The 17,455-nt window shown below is 66.8% G+C and carries 11 protein-coding genes and 1 pseudogene; all 12 read left to right on the top strand.

The window, feature by feature from the left end:
* Positions 1-122 precede the first annotated feature (122 nt).
* Entirely contained in the window at positions 123-638 is a 516-nt protein-coding gene (locus K7G82_RS16770; protein WP_222991064.1) for an RNA polymerase sigma factor, read from the top strand.
* Positions 639-671: 33 nt separating this feature from the next.
* Positions 672-1,637, top strand: a complete 966-nt coding sequence (locus tag K7G82_RS16765) for a FecR family protein (RefSeq protein ID WP_246623629.1) — start codon at positions 672-674, stop codon at positions 1,635-1,637.
* Entirely contained in the window at positions 1,624-4,083 is a 2,460-nt protein-coding gene (locus K7G82_RS16760; RefSeq protein ID WP_222991063.1) for a TonB-dependent receptor, read from the top strand. The genes K7G82_RS16765 and K7G82_RS16760 overlap by 14 nt, the downstream gene beginning before the upstream one ends.
* 156 nt (positions 4,084-4,239) lie before the next feature.
* Positions 4,240-7,455, top strand: a complete 3,216-nt coding sequence (locus K7G82_RS16755) for an autotransporter outer membrane beta-barrel domain-containing protein (protein WP_222991062.1) — start codon at positions 4,240-4,242, stop codon at positions 7,453-7,455.
* A gap of 52 nt (positions 7,456-7,507) precedes the next feature.
* Positions 7,508-8,416: an XdhC family protein gene (locus tag K7G82_RS16750; RefSeq protein ID WP_222991061.1), complete on the top strand. Its 909-nt coding sequence runs from the start codon at positions 7,508-7,510 to the stop codon at positions 8,414-8,416.
* 6 nt (positions 8,417-8,422) lie between these two features.
* The gene (locus tag K7G82_RS16745) at positions 8,423-8,971 is read left to right on the top strand and encodes a nucleotidyltransferase family protein (RefSeq protein ID WP_222991060.1); all 549 of its coding nucleotides are present in this window, start codon (positions 8,423-8,425) and stop codon (positions 8,969-8,971) included.
* 58 nt (positions 8,972-9,029) lie between these two features.
* Positions 9,030-10,412 carry an MATE family efflux transporter gene (locus K7G82_RS16740; RefSeq protein ID WP_222991059.1) on the top strand — a complete coding sequence of 461 codons (1,383 nt, stop codon included), beginning with the start codon at positions 9,030-9,032 and terminating at the stop codon, positions 10,410-10,412.
* 86 nt (positions 10,413-10,498) lie between these two features.
* Positions 10,499-12,655, top strand: a complete 2,157-nt coding sequence (locus tag K7G82_RS16735) for a TonB-dependent receptor (RefSeq protein ID WP_222991058.1) — start codon at positions 10,499-10,501, stop codon at positions 12,653-12,655.
* Positions 12,656-12,990: 335 nt separating this feature from the next.
* Positions 12,991-14,232, top strand: coding sequence for a kynureninase (kynU, locus tag K7G82_RS16730; protein WP_222991057.1), 1,242 nt, complete (start codon positions 12,991-12,993; stop codon positions 14,230-14,232).
* A gap of 125 nt (positions 14,233-14,357) precedes the next feature.
* The gene (locus tag K7G82_RS16725) at positions 14,358-14,825 is read left to right on the top strand and encodes an Lrp/AsnC family transcriptional regulator (protein WP_222991056.1); all 468 of its coding nucleotides are present in this window, start codon (positions 14,358-14,360) and stop codon (positions 14,823-14,825) included.
* A gap of 122 nt (positions 14,826-14,947) precedes the next feature.
* Complete coding sequence (locus tag K7G82_RS16720; RefSeq protein WP_343228595.1) at positions 14,948-16,342, top strand: amino acid permease; 1,395 nt, start codon at positions 14,948-14,950, stop codon at positions 16,340-16,342.
* Positions 16,342-17,453, top strand: a pseudogene (locus K7G82_RS29830) (AMP-binding protein); the annotation flags it as partial. The gene K7G82_RS16720 and the pseudogene K7G82_RS29830, both read left to right, overlap by 1 nt.
* Positions 17,454-17,455 lie beyond the last annotated feature (2 nt).

Raw genomic sequence — 17,455 nt, 5'->3', positions numbered from 1 at the left:
GCCGCGGCTTCGCGAAACCCGCAAATATTTTTTCTGGGGCTCTTCAAAAGCGCGCGGCTCTTGCTTCCGGGGCCGCATTCGCGGCATGGAGCGCCCGTGTTTTTCCTGCCGATCAGCGATCAATGACCGTCGGCGGTCTCGAAGCGGTATTCCTTGCCAACCGCGATACGCTGCTGCGTTTCCTGCGCGCGCGTGGCGCGGGCGATGCGGCGGAAGATCTGCTGCACGAATTGTGGCTGCGCGTATCGGGCGCGCAGGCGGGGCCGATCGCGGAACCCCTGTCCTATCTTTACGCGACCGCCAACAATCTGATGCTCGATCGCCATCGCTCGACGACACGGGCGCAGCGTCGCGACCATGACTGGTCGGATGCCGCGGGTAGTACCGTAGCCGGGGTTTCCGATACGCCTTCGGCCGAACGCGTGCTGATCGGACGCGAGCGCCTGCGCCGGGCCGAGGCTGCCTTGGCGGCTCTTGGCGAACGGCCCGCTGCGGTCTTTCGAAGATTTCGCATCGATGGCGTCAGCCAGCGCGAGATCGCGGAGGAATTCGGCATCAGCCTGAGCGCGGTCGAGAAGGATCTCCAGAAGGCCTATCGGGCGATGATCGAATTAAGGAGACAGGACGATGCGGGTTAGCGGGGGCCGCGGCGTCATGGTCCTGAGACAGACATGAACAGACCGCGCATCACCATCGAAGACGAGGCAATCGCCTGGGTTATCCGCCAGCGCGAGCCCGGATTCGCGGACTGGGATTCCTTCATGCTGTGGCTGGAGGAAGATCCGATGCACGCGCAGGTCTACGACGCGATGGCCGTCGCCGATCAGGATATGGATTGGGACAGCGCGGCATATGTCGCGCCGGCCCCCAGGCCGCTGGCACCGCCTGCACGGCATGATGGCGGCTATCGCCCCAGCCGGCGCAGGGCGATGGGCTGGGGCGCGGTCGCCGCGTCGCTCGTCGCGGTGGCCGGCTATTCGCTGCTGCTGCCCGCCAGCGCGAGCTATGCCGTCGAGACCAGGGCAGGCGAGCGCCAGAGCGTCGCGCTCGCCGATGGCAGCCGCATCGACCTGAATGGCGGGACCCGGCTGATGCTCGATCGCGAAAATCCGCGCTTCGCCCAACTCGAGCGCGGCGAGGCGCTGTTCACCGTCGTCCATGACGAAAGCCGCCCCTTCATCGTCAAGACCGGCGGGGCGACACTGACCGATGCCGGCACCGCGTTCAACGTCGTCCGCGCGGGCGACGTGACCGAAGTCGCGGTGTCCGAGGGCGTGGTGATCTATGACAAGGGCGCCGAGCGCGTGACTTTGCCGATCGGCCGCCGTCTCCGTGCGGTCGATGGCAGCCGCGCCGAAGCGGGCGATACCGATCCCGGCGCGGTAGCGGCATGGCGCGAAGGTCGTTTGATCTATGGCAGCGCGGCGTTCGCGACGGTTGCCGACGATCTTTCCCGCAACCTGGGCGTGCCGGTGACGGCTGCGCCGGGCGTGCGCGGGCGCCGCTTCAGCGGCGTGATCCTGCTCGACGGTGGCGCCGATCGGGCGGTGCCGCGTGCCGGCGCGGTGCTGGGCGTCTCCGCGCGGCGCGAGGGCGATGGCTGGGTGCTCATGGCGGGGAGCGATGCGGAACGCTGAACGTGCGTTGATTGCGATCGCCCTTGTGGCGAGTGCGTCCGCCGCCCAGGCGGAAACGCGGCGTCCGGTGGATCTGCCCGCCGGATCGCTTGGCGGCGCTGTGGTTGCGCTCGGGCGCCAGGCGGGAATCAGCATCGGCGTTTCCGATCCGCGGCTGGCCTCCATGCCGGTGCGGCGGGTGCGTGGGCAATTCACCGTCCGCCAGGCTTTGCAAAAACTGCTCGACGGCACCGAGGCGGGCTTTGTCAGCATCGGCGCGGATAGCTGGCGGATCGTTCGGCGCAGCCCGCCGCCCCAGCCCCTGCGAGTCGCGCAAAGGCCGATGCTCCAGCCCGCGGTGATGATGGCCGAAGAACCGCCCGGCGACATCATCGTGACCGGCAGCAAGCGTGCGACTCCGCTCTCCGCCTATCCGGGGAGCGTTTCGGTTTTAAGGATGGACGATCTGCCCGTCGGTGCCGAAGGCGTCGGCACGGAGGCGATTGCGCAGCGCCTGCCGGGCGTCGGTTCCACGCATTTCGGGCCCGGACGCAACAAGCTGTTCATTCGCGGCATTGCCGATTCCAGCTTCAACGGCCCCACCCAGGCGACGGTGGGCCAGTATCTGGGCGAAACCCGCCTCAACTATAACGCGCCCGATCCCGATCTCCGGCTGTACGACATCGCGACGATCGAGGTGCTGCAGGGGCCGCAGGGCACATTGCATGGCGCGGGTTCGCTCGGCGGGGTGCTGCGCATCCTGCCGGTGGCGCCGCGCCTGGGCGAGACGCAGGCGAGCGCCGCGTTGTCGGCGGCGGCGACCGCGCACGGTGCGCCCAGCTACGATGCCAACGCCATGATCAACCTGCCTGTCGCCGGGGATCATGTGGCGGTGCGCGCGGTCGGTTATGCGGTGCGAGACGGCGGCTATATCGACGATACGCTGCGCGACCTGAAGGACGTCAACCGTACAGACACCTATGGCGGGCGCATCTCGCTGCGTGCCGAGCCCGCGCCGGGCTGGACCATCGACATCGGGGGCACCTATCAGTCGATCCGCGCGCGCGACAGCCAATATGCCAATCGCGACCTGCGCGATCTGGTCAAGGAAAGCCCGGTCGCCCAGGCGTTCGGCAATGATTATGCGCTGGGCCAGTTCGTCGTGCGCAAGCAATGGGATTCGGGCCTCAGCTTCGTTTCGGCGACGGGCGTGGTGCGCCAGGATATCGACGAGACCTATGACGCGACGCCGGAGAGCGGCCCGCCCACGCTGTTTCGGCAGAACAGCCGTATCTCTTTGCTCTCGAATGAGAATCGCCTGTCCTACGATATGGATGGCGGGCTCGGCTGGGTGGTCGGCACCAGCGTGGTCCGGAACGACTATCGGCTCAGCCGCAGCAGCGGCGCGGGCATGTTCAGCAGTGAAGTGGGTGTGTTCAATCGCGTCGACGAAGCGACCCTGTTCGGTGAAGTCACGCTGGCGGTCACGCCTTCGCTCAGCGTCACCGGCGGCGGGCGATTGACGCATGCGCGGCTTTCGGGCGATGCGCTCGACGCCCCGCAATTCGAACAGGCCGATGTTCGCATGCAGGCCAAACGGTCCGAAACCACGATCCTGCCGTCGCTCGCGTTCAGCTATCGCGCAGCGCCGGATCTGACAGTGTTCGCGCGTTATCAGGAAGGGTTCCGACCCGGCGGCATCGCGGTGCGTAACAATTTCGTCCAGCGTTACCGGAATGACGACGTGGCCACCGCCGAACTCGGCCTGCGTTACGGCGGAACCGGTACGGGCGACGTGAATCTGGCGCTGTCGGTCGCGCACACGCGCTGGCGCGATATCCAGGCCGATCTGGTCGACAGCACCGGCCTCCCCTCGACGAACAATATCGGCGATGGCCGGATCTGGTCGGTCGACGCGACGATCGGATGGCGTCCGCTGCCCGGGCTGCTGATCGAGGCGTCCGGCGTCTATGCGGACAGCAAGCTCACCGATCCGTTCACATCGGCGGTGGTACTGCGCTCGTCGCTGGTCGCCTATGACGGCGGCACCGGCGTGGTCAGCGGCCCCGGCCCCGGGGTGATCTTCCCGCTGCCCGCAACGGCGGTGATCGCGGAAAGCGACGATCTGCCCAATGTCGCGCGGTTCAACGGACGGATCGGCGCGGACTATACCACCGTCCTTGCCGGCGGATATGATCTGCGCGTGTCTGGCTGGGCGCGCTATGTCGGCCGGTCGCGGCTCGGCATCGGCCCGGTGCTCGGCGTGTCGCAGGGCAACTACCTCGATACCGCCCTCAGCGCGCGCATCGGGCGGGGCGGATACGGCCTGTTCCTGAGCGCGACCAACTTGTTCGATTCGATCGGCAACCGCTTCGCGCTGGGATCGCCCTTCACCCTGCCGCACGAACGCCAGATCACCCCGCTGCGTCCCCGTACGTTGCGCATCGGCATGGACATCCGTTTTTAAGGGTATCCGCCCGAAGAAGATGGGGAACCGGTTTCCCGCGCGCTGTCGTCGCGCCTCCGCTGATCGAAAATTCTTACGGGTCTGGTCGTCCCGCGCCGTCATGCGGGCATTCACGGAGCGCGCACGCCTGCTCCGCTGCCCAAAGACGGAGCTCAAATGCGTACTCTTCTTGCCTGCACCTGCCTGACACCGATCGCCCTGCTCGCGGCCACGACCCCGCTGCGCGCGGAGACGGTGGTTGACACCGCGCGCACCACGGCGGCGGCGACATCGACGATCAAGAGCGGCGCGGCCGATGATATCCGCATCACCTCTGCAGGATCGGTGAAGCCCGCCGGCGGCACGGCGGTGACCATCGACAGCAACAACAGCGTCAAGAATGAAGGCACCATCCAGATCACCGGCGCCAATGACGCGACGGGCATTCTCGCCAATGCCAATGTTTCCGGCGGCATCACCAACAGCGGCACGATCACGATCGACGAGAATTACACCGCGACCGACACCGACAATGACGGCGATCTCGACGGCCCCTTCGCGCAAGGCAGCAACCGGTTCGGCATCCGCACCGCCGGCGCCTTCACCGGCAATGTCGCCAATAGCGGAACCATCACGGTCGAGGGCAATGACAGCGCGGGCATCGCGCTGGGCGGGCCGCTCACCGGATCGCTCTCGCACACCGGGGGCACCATCGCGGTCACCGGTGACCGCAGCTACGGTATCCGCACCGGCAATGTCAGCGGCGACGTGAAGATCCAGTCGGCGGTATCGGCGCGCGGGGCCAATGCGGTCGGCGTCGCCATCGACGGCAATGTCGGCGGCGCGCTTGTGATCCAGGGCGCGATCTCGTCCTCCGGCTATCGTTCGACCAGCGCACCCAGCGACGTCAGCAAGCTCGACGCCGACGATCTGCTTCAGGGCGGCCCGGCGCTGCGCGTCTCGGGCAATGTCGGCGGCGGCATCGTCTTCGCGGTTCCGCCCGCGGACAACAACAAGGACGATGCGGACGAGGACAAGGACGGCATCCCCGACGCCAATGAAGGCACGGCGGCCGTCATCTCCTATGGCGCGGCGCCGGCGGTCCAGATCGGATCGGACAGCGCCGCCACCACGATCGGCGCGGTCGGAGGCAATGCCGATGGCCATGGCATCGTCGTCAACGGCACGATCACCGGCGCCGGCGTCTACAAGGATGTCGCGGCGAACGGCCTCGTGATCGGCGGGCTGGGCGGAAACGTGACGGTCGCCGGCGGCGTCACCGTCACCGGAACGGTCTCCGCTTCGTCCAATTCCGCCAATGCCACGGCGCTGCGCATCGGCAGCGGCGCCAGCGTTCCCAATATCAAGACCTCCGGCGTGATCACGGCGGCGGGCGGCAATGCGGCCGGCTCGCTGGTGCGCGCCGTCGCGATCGATGCCGGCGGCGATGTCCGCTCGCTTGCCAATACCGGCCGGATCCAGGCCGATGCGGCCGGCGACGGCACCGCCGTCGCGATCTCCGACAAGGCGGGCAAGCTCGCGCTTGTCGAGACCAGCGGATCGATCATCGCCACGGGCAAGAGCGGCAATGCGATTGCCATCGATCTTTCCGCGAACAATGCGGGCGCGACGGTCAAGCAGGTCGCGGTCGCCAGCGGCGCGACCGCGCCCGTCATCAGCGGGGACATCCTGTTCGGCGCGGGCGCCGATACGCTCGATATCGCCGACGGCACCGTGACCGGCGCCGCCAAATTCGGCGCGGGCGACAACCGGCTGAGCTTGAGCGGCGACGCCAAATATACGGGCAACGCCACCTTCGGTGCCGGCGTCGACACGATCGCGCTTTCGGGAACCTCGACGATGACCGGCGCGCTCGATTTCGGCGGCGGCGCCGACAGCCTGACGCTCGGTGGCACCTCGATCTTCACCGGCACGCTGCTCAACAGCACCGGCGCCGCCGTGAATGTCAGCGGCGGCAAGCTGCTCGTGCAGGGCACCAATGCTGTCGCGGTCTCGTCGCTTGCGGTGAGCGGCCAGGGCACGATCGGCGTGAACATCGATGCGCAGGCCAACAAGTTCACCCAGTATCTGGTGAGCGGCGCCGCGAATTTCGCGGCCGGATCCAAGGTCGCCGTATCGCTCGCGAACGTCAGCGATGCGGAGGGCGAATATCTGATCGTCAAATCCGGATCGATGACCGGGGGCGCCAATCTGGCGAGCGAAGCGGCGGCGCTGCCCTTCATGTTCAAGAGCAACGTCACCGCGAACGATGCGGCGGGCGAGGTCAAGCTCAACGTCGCGCGCAAGACCACCGCCGAACTCGGTCTCAATCGCTCGCAGGCCAGCGCCTATGACGCGATCTTCAAGGTGCTCGATAGCGACGCCAAGGTCGCCAACGTCTTCCTGGGTTATGCCAATGGCGATGATTTCCGCCGTGCGGTCGCCAGCATGTTGCCCGATCATGCCGGCGGCGCGTTCGAAACGGTGACGCAGGGCTCGCGCGCGACCGCGCGTTACCTGGCCGATCCCAATGCGCCGATGAGCGACCAGGGTGGCTGGGGCTTCTGGCTGCAGCAGGTCGCCTGGGGCACGTCCAAGGGCATCGGCAAGACCTCGTCCTACGACATCACCGGCTGGGGCGCGTCGGGCGGACTTGAGATCAAGACCGGCGGGTTCGGCAATGTCGGCCTGTCGATCGCCTATCTCTCGGGCAAGGATTCCGATGGCGATGTGTCGAACGAAGTGACGGCGGACCAGATCGAGCTGGCGGCGCACTGGCGCGGCCAATGGGGCGGGCTCAACGCCTTTGCGCGCGTCTCTGCCGCACAGATCGATTTCGACGGCGTGCGCGTGTTCAGCGGCCGCCTCGGCACCGAAACGGTCTCGCGCACGGCGAGCGGCGCCTGGAACGGCAAGCTCTACTCCGCCTCGGGCGGGCTCTCGTACGAACTGCGCTTCGGCCGCTTCTCGCTCCGCCCGGCGGCGGCGATCGATTATTACAAGCTCGACGAGAAGGGCTATACCGAAACCGGCGGCGGCGACGCGTTCAACCTGACCGTGCTCGGGCGCAAGAGCGACGAACTGGCCGCGACGGGCAGCGTCGCCGCGGGCCTCAACTTCGGCAGCCGCGAACCCGATGCGACCTGGCTGCGCCTCGAACTCGAAGGCGGGCGCCGCCAGATCGTCGGCGGCGCGCTCGGCGCCACCATCGCGCAGTTCAAGGGCGGCGAGCGTTTCACGCTGGAGCCCGAACAGCGCACCGATGGCTGGGTCGGCAAGTTCCGCGCCGTTGGCGGGCTGGGCGATTTCCAGCTTGGCGGCGAAGCGAGCGCGGAGGAGCAGCAGGGTCGCGTCGCGCTGGCGTTCCGCGTCTCGCTCAGCCTCGGGCTCTGACCTCGTAAAGCATGGCTTCCCTCTCCCCGCCACTCGGCGTTAAGGAGGGGGAATGGCCGATATAGACATCATCCTGGACGCCGCGCGCCGTTGGCGCGGCGCATCGCTTGCGCTTGCGACCGTCGTCTTGACCTGGGGATCGGCGCCGCGGCCGGTCGGCAGCCATCTGATCGTCCATGCAGATGGGCGGTTCGAGGGATCGGTATCGGGCGGCTGCGTAGAGGCGGAGATCCTGCACGCGGCGGCGGAGGTGATCGCGGGCGCGCCGGCGCGGCTGATGCGGTTCGGTGTCGCCGATGCCTCGGCCTGGGAAGTCGGGCTGCCCTGTGGCGGCGAAATCGCCGTGTTCGTCCAGCCGGTTTCCGAGATCGGCTTTGCGCCCGACCTGTTCGATCGGATCGCGGCCGCAAGGACACAGGGCGATACGCTCATCGTCTCGACCGATCTCGAAAGCGGCCACAGCCTGGAAGGTGCCGGGCAGGGCTTCCAGAATCGTTACCTGCCGCCACGCCGTCTGTTCATCGTCGGCGCGGTGCAGATTGCGCAGGCGCTGGCCGGGCTGGCGCGCGAGATCGGCGTGACGCCGGTGATCATCGATCCGCGTGGCCGGTTCCTGACGGCGGAGCGCTTTCCGGGGGCTGAGCTCGACGATGCCTGGCCCGACGATGCTGTCGCCGTGCGCCGCCCCAATGCGGCGACCGCCGTGGTGACGCTCAGCCACGATCCCAAGATCGACGATCCCGCGCTGATCGCCGCGCTCGCTGCGCCGACCGGCTATGTCGCCGCGCTGGGATCGCGGCGCAGCCATGCGGCGCGGCTCGAACGACTGGCTGCCGCCGGGGTGCCGGCGGAAGCGCTGGCGCGGATCGATGGGCCGGCGGGCCTCGATATCGGCGCGATCGGTCCGACGGAAATCGCGCTATCGATCGCCGCCGGCATGGTCGCGGCATTTAGGGGCTAGACCCTAATGATCGCGGCTGACCGCGTCGCCGCCATCCTGCTCGCGGCGGGCGGCTCGGCACGTTTCGGGCCGGCGGACAAGCTGCACGCCGAACTGGATGGCAGGCCGCTGGTGACACATGCCGCCGCGCTGATCGCCGGCTTCGGTTTCGGCGGGCTTGTCGCAGTCTGCGCTCGGACGACCGTGACGCTGCTTCCCGGCTTCGATATCGTGATCAACGATGCGTCCGAACGGGGCCAATCGCATTCGATCCGGCTCGGCGTGGCGCATGCATTGGAACAGGATGTCGATGCGGTGCTGGTCATGCTCGGCGACATGCCGTTCGTCCCCGCTTCGCATCTGCGTGCGCTGCTGGCGTCGGATGGAGCGATCATTGCCTCGTCGCTCGACGGGCAGGCGATGCCGCCCGCCTTGTTCTCACGCGATGCGGCGCGCGCACTGCTTGCGCTGGAGGGTGATCGCGGGGCGCGGGGCCTGTTGCGGGGTGCGGTGCTGGTGCCCGGTGATGCGGCGATGCTCGCGGATATCGATCGGCCGTCCGACCTGCGCCGCTGAACCTTCACCTTGGCGCCGCTTGCGTGCATAGAGCGCGGCCACGGATTTGGGCGGGACGATGACGGCCGTGACGGCGCAGCATGAATGGCGGACGGAGATGCGGGCGACGATATTGCTCGCCCTGCCGCTTATCTTCGGCAATCTCGCCCAGTCCGCCATCTATGCGACCGACCTGATCTGGATCGGCCGGCTCGGCGCCGATTCGCTCGCCGCCGCCGCGCTCGGCGTCAATCTCTACACCGCCTGCATGATCTTCGGCATGGGGCTGATGACCGCCGCGTCGCCGATGATCGCGCGCGAGCGCGGCCGCCGCTTCAACTCGATTCGCGACGTTCGGCGCACCGTCCGCCAGTCGTGCTGGGCGGCCGTCACCATCGCGCTTCCGCTGTGGGCGGTGATGTGGAACGGCGAGGCGATCCTGCTGCTGATGGATCAGGATCCGGCGCTTGCCGCGATGGCGGGCACGATGCTGCGCTGGCTGCAATGGGGGCTGCTGCCCTATCTCTTCTTCCTCGCGCTGCGCAATTACGTCTCCGCGCTCGAACGGCCGCGCTGGGCCGTCGGCGTGCTGGTGGCGGGACTGCCGACCAACGCGCTGCTCGCCTGGATCCTGATCTTCGGCCATCTTGGCATGCCGAGAATGGGGCTGGCGGGCGCCGGCCTGGCGAGCGCGCTCACCAATATGCTGCTGTTCCTGGGCTTGTCGGCGGTGGTCGTCACCGATCGCCAGTTCCGCCGTTACCGGCTGTTCGGCCGTTTCTGGGTGGCGGACTGGCCGCGCTATCGGGCGGTGTGGGCGCTCGGCCTGCCGATCGCGGTGACGCTCGCCTTCGAAGTGACGGTGTTCAACGCGGCAGTGTTCCTGATGGGGCTGATCGACAAGCCGTCACTCGCCGCGCACGCGATCGCCATCCAGATCTCCGCCATGGCCTTCATGGTGCCGATGGGGCTTGCCCAGGCGGCGACGGTCCGTGTCGGCTTCTGGCAGGGGCGCGGCGATGCGCGCGCGGTGGCGCGTGCCGGCTGGCTGTCGCTCGCCATCGCCTTCGGTTTTTCGGTGCTGGCGGCGGCGGTGCTGATCGGCGCGCCGCGCCTGCTGATCGGCGTTTTCCTCGATCTTCGCGATCCGGCCAATGCGCTGGTCGTTCGGCTAGCGGTGTCATTCCTCGCGATCGCGGCCCTGTTCCAGATCGTCGACGGCGCGCAGGCCGTGGGGGCGGGCGTCTTGCGTGGGCTTCACGATACGCGGGTGCCGATGCTTTATGCCGGTTTCGGCTATTGGGTGGTCGGAATCGGCGTCGGCACCGTACTGGCCTTTCCGCTGGGGTTGCGCGGCATCGGCATCTGGCTGGGGCTGGCGAGCGGGCTTGCGGCGGTTGCGGTTCTGATGGTGCTGCGCTGGGTGCGGCGCGACCGGCTTGGCCTGATTGCCACCGGGTAACCAAATCCTAATTCCTTATCCGTTAACCATTGTCGGAGAAGGTCGTCGCGCGCCGTTCTGGCGCGTGCCAATGGGATTAGGGACAGATGGTTTCGATACGGGCGATTGCGATCGCCATGATCTGCGCGCCGGTCGCGGCGCACGCACAGGATGCGGCCGGCGATACCGGTGCGCTCGATGATATCGTGGTCACCGCGCAGAAGCGCGAACAGGCGCTGGTCGATGTGCCGATCTCGATCAGCGTGGTCGACGCGGCGACGCTGGCGGCGACGCGATCGTACGAATTGCGCGATCTGTCGCGCTATGTTCCCAATTTCTCTGTCGAACGCCAGGGCGCGATCGATACCATCTTCATTCGCGGCGTCGGCGGTGGCGGCCGCAATATCGGTTTCTCGACGCGCGCGGGCGTCTATGTCGACGGCGTCTATGCCGGGCAGTTCGCCTCGATCAATCAGGATACGCTCGATATTTCCCGGATCGAGGTGCTGCGCGGTCCGCAGGGCCAGTTGTTCGGCCGCAACACCGTGTCGGGCGCGGTCAGCATCGTCACCGAACGTCCGGGATCGGTGTTCGAGGGGCGGGTCGATGGCGGCATCGGCAACAAGGATCTGTTCGAGATCCGGGGCATGATGAATGCGCCGCTGGGTGAGGGCGTGGCGCTGCGCGTCTCGGCCTCGCACCGCGAACGCGACGGCTTCACGCTCAACGTGCCCACGGGCACCGATCTCGACAATATCGATCGCACCAGCGCGCGCGCGCAGTTGAGCGCCGATCTCAGCGACGGTGTCCGTCTCGATCTGGCGGCGGATTACAGCCGCGATCGCAGCAACAAGCAGGCGGGCGAGGCGATCACCGATACATTCGGCACCGGTCCGTCGGAGGAGCCGGGCGCGTTCCGGACGCCCTATAATCGCGATCCGCGCCAGCGGATCGAGCTGGCGGGCGGTTCGGCGACGCTCAACTGGGATCTTTCGGATAGCGCGACCTTGACCGCGATCAGCGGCTATCGCTGGACGCGCTACGATCGCACCAACGATCTCGATTATGCGTCGTTCGATTTCTTCTTCATCGATTTCGACCAGAGCTTCCGCCAGTTCAGCCAGGAAGTGCGTGTCGCCTTCGGCAAGGGCGGGCCGCTGAGCGGCGTCGCCGGCCTCTATTATTTCGACGAATCGGCCAAGTCGCTGAGCGTGGTTTCGGGCGGGTCGATGATCGGCTTCCTGGGCCTCGGACTGCAGCCTGGCCCCGGCGGTATCGTCAGCGCGCGGGTGAAGACCAAATCCTATGCGGCGTTCGGTTCGGCCGATTGGGAATTGAGCGATCGGCTCACGCTCAATCTCGGCGCGCGCTTCAGCCATGAAAAGCTGAAGATCACCGATTATGCGATCTCGGCCCCGGCGGTGCTCGGCCTGGCATCGCTGCCCGACTATGACGATGCCCGTTCGGTCGACAGTTTCGATCCGACGATCGGCCTGTCGTTCAAGCTGTCCGAACGCTCCAACGCCTATGTGAAATATGCGCGCGGCTTCAAGAGCGGCGGCTGGAACGTCGACTTCATCAGCCTGCCGCTGACCCTGGATGGCGTGCCGTTCAAGACCGAGCGGGTCGATTCGGGCGAGGTCGGCTTCAAGACCGAGAATGCCGATCGCACGCTGCGCTTCAACGCCGCCGCCTTCTACGCGGTCTATGATGATTACCAGATCAACCAGTTCGTCGATATCGGCTTCGGCCAGACCTCGCTCCAGCTCCGCAACGCCGCCAAGGTGACGAGCTGGGGCGCGGAGGCGAGCGTGCAGGCGGCGCCCGTCAGGAACCTGCTGCTGACCGCCGATCTCGGCTATACCCATGCCGAGTTCGATCGCTTTCCCGATGGCGGCGGACCGGGCGTGGATCTGGACGGCAAGCGGCTGCCCTACGCGCCGCGCCTGACCGCGTCGGCGGGGGCGTCCTATTCGGTGCCGGTCGGTTTCGGCAGCCTCGACCTGTCGGCGCAGCTCAGCCACAAGTCCGGTGCGTTTTCGGGGCCGGAGAATATCGCCGCGCAGAAGCTGGATGCCCGCACCACCGTCGATGCGCGCGTGGAACTCGTGGGCGACGGCAAGCACTGGTCGCTCGCCCTTTGGGGCCGCAACCTGTTCGACGAACGCTGGATCGACAATCGCGTCTTCGATTTCTTCCAGACCCAGCTTGTCGAATATGGCGAACCGCGCACCTATGGGATCAGCGGACGAATCGGCTTCTGAGTGTCTGCGGCTCTGGAAATGCGCTCTTCCGCACATTTCCGGACGGTCCCCGAGGCCCTTCCGATTCGGGACCGTGCGTTCAGGTGCGCCGGCCGCGGTCGATTCGAAATGAAGAACATCGTTCTTCATATTGAACGATATACAGGCCAGACGTTATGATGTTTTGTCAATTCGTGGGATAATAAGAACGATAACCTTTTGATGCTGGGATATGGTTTGTCCATGAATCCAGCCCGCATCAAATCCGCCCGGCCGGCGCGCGCAGCGCAGTATCGTGACGGCCATTGCCCAATCTTCCGGAGCGCCTCGGGCGAGCGAGCGGAGGGGAGGCGTTGATGGGCGATCCGCTCGACCGCGATGCCGCCCTGGCGCTGGATATGGCGGATCCCTTGCGCGCCAAGCGCGCGCAATTCGCGCTGCCGGAGGGGGTCGTTTACATGAACGGCAACTCGCTCGGCGCCGCCCCGGTGGCCGCGGCCTCCGGCATGGACCGGGCCGTCTGCGTCGAATGGGCGCGCGACCTGATCGGCAGCTGGAACCTGCATGGCTGGATCCGCGCGCCGCAGCGTGTCGGCGCCAGCATCGCGCGGTTGATCGGCGCCGCGCCCGACGAGGTCGTGGTCGCGGACACCACATCGGTCAATCTGTTCAAATTGCTGGTCGCCGCTTGCACGCATCGTTCAGGCCGTTCGACCATCCTGACCGAGCCCGGCAATTTCCCGACGGATCTTTACATCGCCCAGGGCGTCGCCGCCACCTTGCCCGGCCGCACCGTCAGGACAGTCACCGCGGATCGGCTGAGTGAAGCGATCGACGACGACACCGCCGTCGTGTTGCTGACTCATGTCCATTACCGCACCGGGGCCATGCACGACATGGCGGCGATCACCGCGGCCGCGCACGCGCGGGGCGCTCTGGTGCTCTGGGACCTCAGCCACAGCGTTGGTGCCTTGCCGGTCGACATGAATGGCTGCGATGTCGATCTGGCGGTTGGCTGCGGCTATAAATATCTGAATGGCGGCCCCGGCGCGCCCGCCTTCCTGTACGTCGCGAAGCGGCTGCAGGATCAGCTGGCTTCGCCGCTCAGTGGCTGGATGGGGCATGGCACGCCTTTCGCGTTCGACGATGACTATGTGCCTGCCCAGGGTATATCCCGCTTTCTGTGCGGCACCCCGCCGGTCCTCGGACTCGCCGCGCTGGAAGCGGGCGTGGCGGTGTTCGACGATGTCTCGCCGGCCGATCTGCTGGCCAAATCGCGGGCGCTGAGCGATCATTTCATCGAGATGGTCGAGGCCCGCTGTGCCGGGCAGGGCCTGACGCTGATCTCGCCGCGCGATGCATCACGGCGCGGCAGCCATGTCTCGTTCGCCCATGCGGATGCCTATGCGCTGTGCCAGGCGCTGATCGCGCGTGGCGTGGTCGGCGATTTCCGCGCACCCGATGCGATCCGATTCGGATTCACGCCGCTTTATCTGGGATTCGAGGATATCTGGCGTGCTGTCGATACGCTGGCGACCGTTCTGGAGGAGCGGGCCTGGGATCGCCAGGATTACAAGGTTCGCGCGGCCGTCACCTGACGGGACATGAATTGGGGATATGAGCCGCGATGGCAAATGGAGCTGGAATATTTCATGATGACGGGCGGCAGGATCATCGCCGCCGGCGCGGAGCGGTAACCGCCGGGGCAGCCCCTGGGAGTCGCATGGACAAGATCGATCGCAAGTTGCTCGCCGAACTCGAACGCGATGCAAGGCAGCCCTTCGCCGCGCTTGGAGAAACGGTGGGCTTGTCGAAAACGCCGTGCTGGTCACGCGTTCAGGAGCTTGAGCGCACCGGCGCGATCACGGGCTATCATGCCGCCCTGGCGCCGGCGGCGCTGGGGCTGCTGATGACCGCCTATGTGGAGGTGGTGATCGAATCGGCGCGTCGCGCCGAGTTCGAAGCTGCGGTGATCAAGTCGCCGGTGGTCATCGAATGCCGCACGATGGCGGGCGCTGCGGATTATCTGATCAAGCTTTACTGCCGCGACGCCGAGCAGCTCGACACCATATTGCGCCATGATCTGACCGTGCTGCCCGGGGTGCAGCACACCAAGACGACGATCTGCCTGAAGGCGGTGAAGACCGACGGTTCATTGGCCGATGCCGCGGCGGCGCTCGCCGCGAGATAGCACCGGGAAGCGCCGTTCGGAGACGCCGGCGTGGAGCAGATGACGAACGGAAAAATCGGCCGGAACAAACAGGTTCCGGCATTGGAGATGTGCGCCCTGGTGGCGCCGGAAGGATGGCAGGGGTGACGGGGATTTCGTCAGAAGTGGCGCAGGCGCGCGAGAAGGGGCTGAAACGCGGCCTGAGCCAGCGCCAGTTGACCATGATCGGCATCGGCGGCGCGATCGGCACCGGCCTGTTCATGGGCAGCGGTCTGGCGATCGGCTATGCCGGACCGGGGGTGTTGCTGAGCTATGCGATGGCGGCGGCGATAGCGCTTGTCGTCATGTATGCGCTCGCGGAAATGGCGGTGGACAACCCCACCGCTGGCTCGTTCGGCACCTATGCCGAAATCCATCTGTCGCCGCTCGCAGGTTGGATGGCGCGATGGACCTATTGGGCGGAAATGGTGATCCTGATCGGCAGCGAGGCCGTCGCGGTCGGCCATTATGTGCGGTTCTGGGCGCCCGATCTGCCGGTCTGGCTGCCCACGCTCGCCTCCGGCCTCGCGATTCTCTTCGTGAACACGCGCGCGGTCGGCAATTTCGGCAGCATCGAATATTGGCTTTCCTCGATCAAGGTCGTTGCCATCCTGGCCTTCATCCTGCTGGGTCTGGGCATGATCCTGGGCGTCGGTGCCCCGGCCATCGGCCTGTCCAACTATTGGGTCGACGGCGGTCCGCTGCCCTTCGGCATGGCCGGCGTATGGATGGGCGCGATGATCGCGATCTTCTCGTTCTTCGGGATCGAGATGGTCGCCGTCGCGGCCGGAGAAGCGCGCGATCCCGGCGTGTCGGTGCCGCGGGCGATGCGCACGCTGCTGGCGCGGCTTGCGCTCTTCTACATCCTGTCGATCGCGATCATCCTGGCCGTCGTTCCATGGTCGAGCAGCGGCGCCAACGTGATCGACCAAAGCCCGTTCGTGAAATTGTTCGCGGGTTTCGGCATCGCGGGCGCGGCGACGGTCATGAACTTCGTCGTGCTGTGCGCGGCGCTGTCGGCGATGAATTCCAGCCTGTTCATGGCCAGCCGCATGCTGTTCTCGCTGGCGCGCGCCGGCGAGGCTCCGGCGCGGTTCGGCACATTGAATGCGGCGGCGGTGCCGGCACCGGCGACATTGGCATCGGGTCTGGGCATAGTGGTCGCCACCGCGACCGCGCTGCTCACGCCGCGCGCCTTCGAATATCTGCTCGGTATCGCTCTGTTCGGCGGCCTGTTCACCTGGGCGCTGATCCTGATCACCCATCTCCGTTTCCGCCGTGGCCGCAAGGCGCCCTCATCGGCATTCCGTGCGCCCTTGTCCCCCTTCGCCCAATTGGCCGGCCTGGCCGGGCTGCTCGCGATCGCCGTGACGATGATGCTGGCGGGCGGAGTCTGGCGGCTTTCGGTGATGATCGGCGCCGCCTGGCTGGTGCTGACGGTGATCGCCTTCGCGCTGCATCGTCGCATCGCAGGATCGTCGGTTCAGGGGCAGGGGTGATGAAGAGTTCCCATATCGACCGTTTCGTGATCGATCGCCTGCCGCCGGCCGAAGCGCAGCCCGAATTCCGTTTCGACCTGCCGGCACTCCGCTATCCCGCGCGCATGAACGCGGCGTCGCTGCTGATCGATAGGGGCGATCCCGATCGTCTCGCGGTCATCAACGCCGCCGGACGCTGGAGCTATGGCGAGATGCGCGCTCTCTCCGACGGGATCGCCCGGCTGCTCGTCGAACAGGAAGGCCTTGTGCCGGGAAACCGGGTGCTGTTGCGCGGTCCCAACACGGCGATGATGATCGCCGCCTGGCTCGGCATCCTGAAGGCCGGTGGCGTGGCTGTCGCCACCATGCCGATCCTGCGCGCGGGCGAGATCGCCAAGATCATCGACAAGGGGGCGATTTCCCATGCGATCGTCGACAGCCGGACGATCGGGGATTTCACGGCGGCGGCGGCGATGTCGCCGGTCATGCGATCGGTGCTGACCTATGACGGTGATGCCGGCGGTGGCGCGCTGGAGCAGCAGCTTCGGCAGATCGCACCGGGCTTCGTGCCGGTCGACACGCATCGCGACGATCCCGCGCTGATCGCCTTCACCTCCGGCACCACCGGCGTGCCGAAGGGCTGCGTCCATTTCCACCGCGATATATTGGCCTGTGCCGACAGTTTCGCCGCCAACCTGCTCGATCCGCGTCCCGACGATATCTGGATCTGCTCGGCCCCGCTCGCCTTCACCTTCGGGTTGGGCATGCAGTTCATCTTTCCATGGCGTTTCGGGGGGGCAGCCGCGACGATCGAGACCCCTGGCCCCAGGGCGCTGCTCGATGCCGCGACGCAATTGGGCGCCACCGTGATGGCGACCGCGCCGACCGGCTATCGCGCGATGCTGGGCATGCTCGCGGATGGTCTTCCTTCAAAATTGCGCTGCTGCGTGTCGGCGGGCGAAAATCTGCCCGAGGCGATCTGGCACGATTGGCATCGCGCGCGACGGGGATGAAGCTGGTGAACGGCATCGGCGCGACCGAGATGATGCACATCTTCATCAGCGCTTCGGGCGACGATATCCGGCCGGGCGCCACCGGCCGCGCGGTGCCTGGATATCGGGTGACGCTGCTCGA

The sequence above is a fragment of the Sphingomonas colocasiae genome, assembly GCF_019880585.1.
Taxonomy (GTDB): Bacteria; Pseudomonadota; Alphaproteobacteria; order Sphingomonadales; family Sphingomonadaceae; genus Sphingobium_A; species Sphingobium_A colocasiae.
This window is presented reverse-complemented; position numbering and strand designations above follow the sequence as displayed.

Excerpts from the sequence above, each read along its gene's own strand:
- K7G82_RS16770 (WP_222991064.1), top strand. The coding sequence starts at position 123 with ATGACCGTCGGCGGTCTCGAAGCGGTATTCCTTGCCAACCGCGATACG.
- K7G82_RS16765 (WP_246623629.1), top strand. The coding sequence starts at position 672 with ATGAACAGACCGCGCATCACCATCGAAGACGAGGCAATCGCCTGGGTT.
- K7G82_RS16760 (WP_222991063.1), top strand. The coding sequence starts at position 1,624 with ATGCGGAACGCTGAACGTGCGTTGATTGCGATCGCCCTTGTGGCGAGT.
- K7G82_RS16755 (WP_222991062.1), top strand. The coding sequence starts at position 4,240 with ATGCGTACTCTTCTTGCCTGCACCTGCCTGACACCGATCGCCCTGCTC.
- K7G82_RS16750 (WP_222991061.1), top strand. The coding sequence starts at position 7,508 with ATGGCCGATATAGACATCATCCTGGACGCCGCGCGCCGTTGGCGCGGC.
- K7G82_RS16745 (WP_222991060.1), top strand. The coding sequence starts at position 8,423 with ATGATCGCGGCTGACCGCGTCGCCGCCATCCTGCTCGCGGCGGGCGGC.
- K7G82_RS16740 (WP_222991059.1), top strand. The coding sequence starts at position 9,030 with ATGACGGCCGTGACGGCGCAGCATGAATGGCGGACGGAGATGCGGGCG.
- K7G82_RS16735 (WP_222991058.1), top strand. The coding sequence starts at position 10,499 with ATGGTTTCGATACGGGCGATTGCGATCGCCATGATCTGCGCGCCGGTC.
- kynU (WP_222991057.1), top strand. The coding sequence starts at position 12,991 with ATGGGCGATCCGCTCGACCGCGATGCCGCCCTGGCGCTGGATATGGCG.
- K7G82_RS16725 (WP_222991056.1), top strand. The coding sequence starts at position 14,358 with ATGGACAAGATCGATCGCAAGTTGCTCGCCGAACTCGAACGCGATGCA.